The 6,608-nt window shown below is 56.0% G+C and carries 5 protein-coding genes; 1 reads left to right on the top strand and 4 read right to left on the bottom strand.

Annotated features, from left to right (window positions below; all coding sequences use genetic code 11):
• Window positions 1-234: 234 nt before the first annotated feature.
• The 4 genes from hemG to pepQ are packed head-to-tail and all read right to left on the bottom strand — an operon-like array spanning window position 235 to window position 4,228.
• Entirely contained in the window at window positions 235-780 is a 546-nt protein-coding gene (gene hemG, locus IM271_RS17960; RefSeq protein WP_028014767.1) for a menaquinone-dependent protoporphyrinogen IX dehydrogenase, read from the bottom strand.
• A 10-nt stretch (window positions 781-790) separates the two neighbouring features.
• Window positions 791-2,242, bottom strand: coding sequence for a Trk system potassium transporter TrkH (gene trkH / locus IM271_RS17955; RefSeq protein WP_013099227.1), 1,452 nt, complete (start codon window positions 2,240-2,242; stop codon window positions 791-793).
• Window positions 2,243-2,282: 40 nt separating this feature from the next.
• Window positions 2,283-2,897, bottom strand: a complete 615-nt coding sequence (locus tag IM271_RS17950) for an IMPACT family protein (RefSeq protein WP_193052962.1) — start codon at window positions 2,895-2,897, stop codon at window positions 2,283-2,285.
• Entirely contained in the window at window positions 2,897-4,228 is a 1,332-nt protein-coding gene (gene pepQ / locus IM271_RS17945) for a Xaa-Pro dipeptidase (protein WP_028014769.1), read from the bottom strand. Before pepQ ends, IM271_RS17950 begins: the two co-directional genes overlap by 1 nt.
• Before the next feature lie 190 nt (window positions 4,229-4,418).
• Between pepQ and fadB the strand changes: the two genes are divergently transcribed.
• The gene (fadB, locus tag IM271_RS17940) at window positions 4,419-6,608 is read left to right on the top strand and encodes a fatty acid oxidation complex subunit alpha FadB (RefSeq protein ID WP_193052961.1); all 2,190 of its coding nucleotides are present in this window, start codon (window positions 4,419-4,421) and stop codon (window positions 6,606-6,608) included.

Raw genomic sequence — 6,608 nt, 5'->3', positions numbered from 1 at the left:
GTCTGATAAATTGTTAAAGAGCAGTGCAACGCGGCTTTCGCTCACCGTTGCGAGGTGGCGTATATTACGCTTTCCCGCTTCAGAGTCAAGCGTTTATTTTGCTTTTCTCTGCTGACCCGGCGGCGTGTGTGCCGTTGTTCCGTGTCAGTGGAGGCGCATTATAGGGAGTTATTCTGAAGTGACAAGCACAAAATACAAAAAACTTTTCGTTCGCTCACTTTTCAAACTTAACGCTTATTTAAGTCGCGAATCGCCCGCTAAATGGGCAATTTCCCGCGCAAAACTGGCCACCTGCGACCAGTCGGTATAAACCACTTCTTTACGCGTATCGGTTTCGCCACCCGTCATCTTCATTATCAGGCGAATCATGAAGCGGTCATACCAGCGGTAGCGAGGATAGCGCAGCGCACCGGCAAAGACGGCGCACAGGTCTGGCTGCCACGGCGAGCCGAGCAAAAACTTGCGCGTGTAGCTGTTGGTCTGCGGCGTACGCTTCTCAGCTTTACGGGCAACCAGATTGACCGAGTAAAACGCGCCCGGCAATGTGTTGAGTACCGCCGTATGCTTTTTCACAAAGCGATCCAGCGCCGGATGGAAGTGTCCGTAACGAATGGAGGCCCCAATCACCACGCGATCATACTCCTGCCAGGCAATCTCCTCCGCGCGATTCAGGTTCACCACATCTGAGTAAATGCCCAGCTCTTTTAATTCCGATGCCAGATAAGCGGCAATCTCACGCGTTTGTCCGTCTCGCGTAGAGAAAAGAATCAGTGTTTTCATCAACGGCTCCTTATTCGCGCCAGAATGTTGGGGTGAACAGCACCAGCAGCGTAAAGACCTCAAGACGACCAAACAGCATATTGGCAATAAGGATCCATTTCGCAACCGGGTTCATGCTGGCAAAGTTATCCGCCACAACCCCCAGCCCAGGCCCGAGGTTGTTCAGTGTTGCGACGACGGACGCAAAGGCGGAGAAATCATCCACTCCCGTCGCGATGATCGCCAGCATGCTGACGATAAAGACCAGCGCATACGCCGAGAAGAACCCCCACACCGCTTCGAGGATACGTTCCGGCAGCGCGCGGTTCCCCAGCTTAATGCTGTAAACCGCATTCGGGTGGACCAGACGCTTCAGCTCACGGTTCCCCTGCTTGAACAGCAGCAGAATACGAATTACCTTCAGGCCACCGCCCGTCGACCCGGCGCAGCCGCCGATAAACGCGGAGCACAGCAGAAGTACCGGCAGGAACAGCGGCCAGCGCGCGATGCTGTCCGTGGTAAACCCGGCGGTCGTCGCCATCGACACCACCTGGAAAAACGCCTGATTGAGCGTGGTCAGCGCCGAGTTGTAAACATCATGGAACCACAGCACCAGGGTGCAGATGACGACCAGGGTAAGCTGGACGCCAATGAACATGCGGAACTCAGGATCGCGCCAGTACACCTTCAGGCTACGTCCGCTCAGTAAAGAGAAGTGCAGGCCGTAGTTACAGCCGGAGATCAGCAGGAAAATCGCAATGATGGTGTTAATCGTTGGGCTGTCGAAGTAGCCCACGCTGGCATCGTGAGTGGAGAACCCGCCAATGGCAATCGTCGCGAAGCTGTGCCCGATAGCATCAAACGCAGGCATCCCGGCAAACCACAGCGCAAGTGCGCAGGCTACCGTCAGCAAAACATAAATCAGCCACAGAGTTTTCGCCGTCTCGGCAATACGTGGACGCATCTTGTTGTCTTTCAGCGGCCCCGGCATTTCAGCCCTGTACAGCTGCATCCCCCCGACGCCCAGAATCGGCAGGATGGCCACCGCCAGGACGATGATCCCCATCCCCCCGAACCACTGCAGCATCTGGCGATAAAAGAGAATAGCGTGGGGTAACGAATCCAGCCCCACCAGCGTCGTCGCACCGGTGGTCGTTAAACCAGAAAACGATTCAAAAAAGGCATCCGTGATGCTGAGGTTAGGCTGCTCAGAGAAGATAAAGGGCAGCGAACCGACGCTTCCCAGCACCGTCCAGAACAGGACCACAATCAGAAAGCCTTCGCGAGATTTCAGCTCACCTTTCTGACGACGGTTCGGCCACCACAGCAGTGAGCCGATCGCCAGCGCGACAAAGAAGGTCTGGGTAAAAGCCCGCCCCGCGCCGTCCCGGTAGATAAGCGCCACCAGTCCAGGGAGAATCATCGTCCCCGAAAAGAGTATGACCAGCAGTCCAACGATTCGGGTTATGGCACGAAAATGCATCTCTGCCGCTTCCTTTGGTATTCAAAAAGTGAGGTGGGGATTATTCTTCAATCGGCAGCAATTGCAACGAACCGCGACTGAAATCAGCCAGTTTTGCTGAAAAAGCAGCCAGTTCTGCCTGAGGAAGCGCCACGCGTAATTGCACCATTGCCTGGTAATCACTGTGCGCAATCACGCCGCTAAATTGTTTGAGCAGTGTTTCAATGCCCGATAGCTGAGCGTAATCGCACAATAAAGTATATTCGGTGAGCGGCGTTTTGCGGGTGGTCGTCAGGATATTCAGTGCCTGCTGAACGCCACCGCCATACGCTTTAACCAGCCCGCCCGTGCCCAACAGGATGCCGCCGTAGTAGCGCACCACCACGGCGGTAATTTCACCCACGCCGCTGCCCATTAGCTGGGAGAGCATGGGTTTACCGGCTGTGCCCGCCGGTTCACCGTCGTCTGAAAAACCGAGCTGTTGCGAATCGTCCGGCGGCCCTGCCACCCACGCCACGCAGTGGTGACGTGCGTCAGGGTGCTCCGCGCGAACGGACTCGACAAACGCTTTCGCCGCCTCTACGCCGTCGGTGTGCGCCAGCAGCGTAATAAAGCGGCTTTTCTTGATTTCCTCAACAAAGGTGACCGGTTCAGCCGGTATCAGCCAGCTTTCCATCAGGCCAGCTTCAGGTCTCGCGTCATATTCTCGATACCGTTCTCGTGAACCACCACGTTATCTTCGATACGAATGCCGCCAAACGGTTTCAGCGCGTCGATTTTTTCCCAGTTGAAGTGCTTGCTGAACTGCCCTTCACGCCACGGCGCCAGCAGGGATTCAATAAAGTAGATCCCCGGCTCGATGGTCAATACCATGCGCGGCTCAAGAATACGGGTGCAGCGCAGGTAAGGATATTTAGACGGTGCCGCCAGGTGCGTGCCGGTATCATCCTGCATGAAGCCCGCAACGTCGTGAACCTGCAGGCCCAGCGGGTGGCCGATACCGTGCGGCATGAATGGTCCAGTCAGGTCGTTTTCGACCATCGCCTCTTCGCTCATGTCTTTCACAATCTGATGCTTACGCAGCAGTTTGGCAATGCGCTGATGGAACTGGATGTGGTAATCCACGTAGCTGGTTCCGGCCTTCATGGTGCCAATCAGCGCCAACTGTTCGTCGTTTACGTCCTTAATAAGCTGCGCAAAATCGGTATCCGCATTCGCCGCCCAGGTGCGGGTCAGATCGGCCGCATAGCCGTTGTACTCTGCGCCTGCGTCCAGCAGGAAGCTGCGCATCTCAGACGGAACCTGATGATCCAGTTTGGTGTAGTGGAGAACAGACGCATGCTCATTCAGCGCGACGATGTTGCTGTACGGTACGTCGGTGTCACGATGACCGGTTGCGGTCAGGTAGGCCAGGTTGATATCGAACTCGCTCATGCCTGACTGGAACGCTTCGTGCGCGGCGCGGTGACCATTCACCGCCGTTTTTTGCGCTTCACGCATGCAGTAGAGTTCATAGTCGGTTTTATACGCGCGGTAATAGTGCAGGTAATCCAGCACGCCTTTCGGATTGAGTTTGTCTGCCGGAATATCCAGACCGAGCGCACGTTCAGGTACAGGGCCAATGTAGCCGATGTTGCCGCGCGCCGCTGGCAGCTGGCTGCCAATGCCGTCCGCTTTCGGCAGGGCGATCACCTCAATTTCTTCGGTCCAGAAAGAGGTCGGCAGCGGTTCGACGTTGTGCCAGTAATCAACCGGCAGGTAGAACCACAGTTTCGGCTTGTTCACGCCGTCCACCAGAAGCCAGCAATTCGGAACCTGTGTCACCGGCACCCAGGCTTTAAACTGCGGGTTAACCTTAAACGGATAGGCGTGGTCATCAAGAAAAGTATTCATCAGCTCGCCGGAGTGGATCAGAAGAGCATCCAGCTTGAAGCGGGCCAGTACATCGCGGGTACGTTCCTGTAGGGTAACGATATGATTTTTATAAAGCGAAGCCAGTGAGTCCATCATTCTTCCTTTCGTTTTTTTGACCTCAAGTCATCGCATCTTAGCACACCTCACTCCGGCTGCGTGATTTCCACCGACCGTGATCAACGCAGCAATTTCTTAATGAGTAATTTGCATTTTATTAACATAAATTCCACACTCCGTCTCATCTGGTATGACCAGATCCACTTGCTGGATTCAGGAGACTGACATGCTTTACAAAGGCGACACCCTGTACCTCAACTGGCTGGAAGATGGCATTGCCGAACTGGTGTTCGATGCCCCCGGCTCAGTGAATAAGCTTGATACCGCGACGGTGGCCAGTCTTGGCCAGGCGCTGGAAGTACTTGAAAAGCAATCTGAATTAAAAGGGCTGCTGCTGCGTTCGAACAAAGCGGCCTTTATTGTCGGTGCCGATATCACCGAATTTCTTTCGCTGTTCCAGGTTCCGGAAGAACAGCTGAACCAGTGGCTGCACTTTGCCAACAGCGTCTTTAATCGTCTGGAAGATCTGCCTGTTCCAACGATCTCTGCCGTGAACGGCTACGCGCTGGGCGGCGGCTGCGAGTGCGTGCTGGCGACCGACTACCGTCTGGCGACGCCGGACCTGCGTATCGGCCTGCCGGAAACCAAGCTGGGCATCATGCCGGGCTTTGGCGGTTCCGTGCGTATGCCCCGCATGCTGGGCGCCGACAGCGCCCTGGAAATCATTGCCGCTGGTAAAGACGTGGGTGCAGAACAGGCGCAGAAAATCGGTCTGGTCGACGGCGTCGTGAAACCAGAGAAGCTGGTTGAAGGTGCACTCGCTATTCTGCGTCAGGCGATTAACGGCGACCTCGACTGGAAGGCCAAACGTCAGCCGAAGCTGGAGCCGTTAAAGCTCAGCAAGATTGAAGCCACCATGAGCTTCACCATCGCCAAAGGCATGGTGATGCAGACGGCGGGTAAACACTACCCGGCGCCAATCACGGCGGTGAAAACCATTGAAGCGGCAGCCCGCTTTGGCCGCGACGAAGCCCTGAAGCTGGAAAACCAGAGCTTTGTTCCGCTGGCGCACACCAATGAAGCCCGCGCGCTGGTTGGCATCTTCCTCAACGATCAGTTCGTGAAAGGCAAAGCCAAACAGCTGACCAAAAACGTTGAGACGCCAAAACACGCGGCGGTACTCGGCGCCGGTATTATGGGCGGCGGCATCGCTTACCAGTCGGCCTGGAAAGGCGTGCCGGTAGTGATGAAAGACATCAACGAGAAATCTCTGACGCTGGGCATGACCGAAGCCGCCAAGCTGCTGAATAAACAGCTTGAGCGCGGAAAAATTGACGGGCTGAAGCTCGCAGGCGTGATCTCAACCATCCAGCCTGTGCTGGAATACAGCGGTTTTGACCGTGTGGACGTGGTGGTTGAAGCGGTCGTTGAGAACCCGAAAGTCAAAAAAGCGGTGCTGGCGGAAACGGAAGACAAGGTTCGCCCGGACGCCGTCCTGGCCTCAAACACCTCCACCATCCCCATCAGCGAACTGGCGAGCGTGCTGAAGCGTCCGGAAAACTTCTGCGGAATGCACTTCTTCAACCCGGTACACCGTATGCCACTGGTCGAAGTGATCCGTGGAGAAAAAACCTCTGACGAAACCATCGCTAAAGTCGTGGCGTGGGCAAGCAAGATGGGTAAAACGCCGATCGTCGTTAATGACTGCCCAGGTTTCTTTGTGAACCGCGTGCTGTTCCCGTACTTCGCCGGCTTCAGCCAGCTGCTGCGCGACGGCGCGGACTTCCGCAAAATCGACAAAGTAATGGAAAAACAGTTCGGCTGGCCGATGGGCCCGGCGTATCTGCTGGACGTCGTCGGCATTGATACCGCCCACCACGCGCAGGCCGTCATGGCGGCGGGCTTCCCGCAGCGCATGCAGAAAGATTATCGCGATGCCATTGACGCCCTCTTTGACGCCAACCGCTTCGGACAGAAAAACGGCCTGGGCTTCTGGCGTTATAAAGAAGACAGCAAAGGCAAACCGAAGAAAGAAGAAGATGCGGCGGTGGATGGCCTGCTGGCCGACGTATGCCAGCCGAAACGCGACTTCACCGACGACGAAATTATTGCCCGCATGATGATTCCGATGATCAACGAAGTGGTCCGTTGCCTGGAAGAAGGCATTATCGCCAGCCCGGCAGAAGCGGATATGGCGTTGGTATACGGCCTGGGCTTTCCTCCGTTCCACGGCGGCGCGTTCCGCTGGCTGGATACGCTCGGCAGCGCCCGCTATCTCGATATGGCGCAGCAATATCAGCACCTCGGCCCGCTTTATGAAGTGCCGGAAGGGCTGCGTAACAAAGCGCGCCATAACGAACCCTACTATCCAGCAGTTGAGCCAGCCCGTCCGGTTGGCGCGCTGAAAACGGCTTAA

It is taken from the genome of Enterobacter cloacae complex sp. I3 (assembly GCF_014896175.1).
Classification (GTDB): Bacteria; Pseudomonadota; Gammaproteobacteria; order Enterobacterales; family Enterobacteriaceae; genus Enterobacter; species Enterobacter bugandensis.
This window is presented reverse-complemented; position numbering and strand designations above follow the sequence as displayed.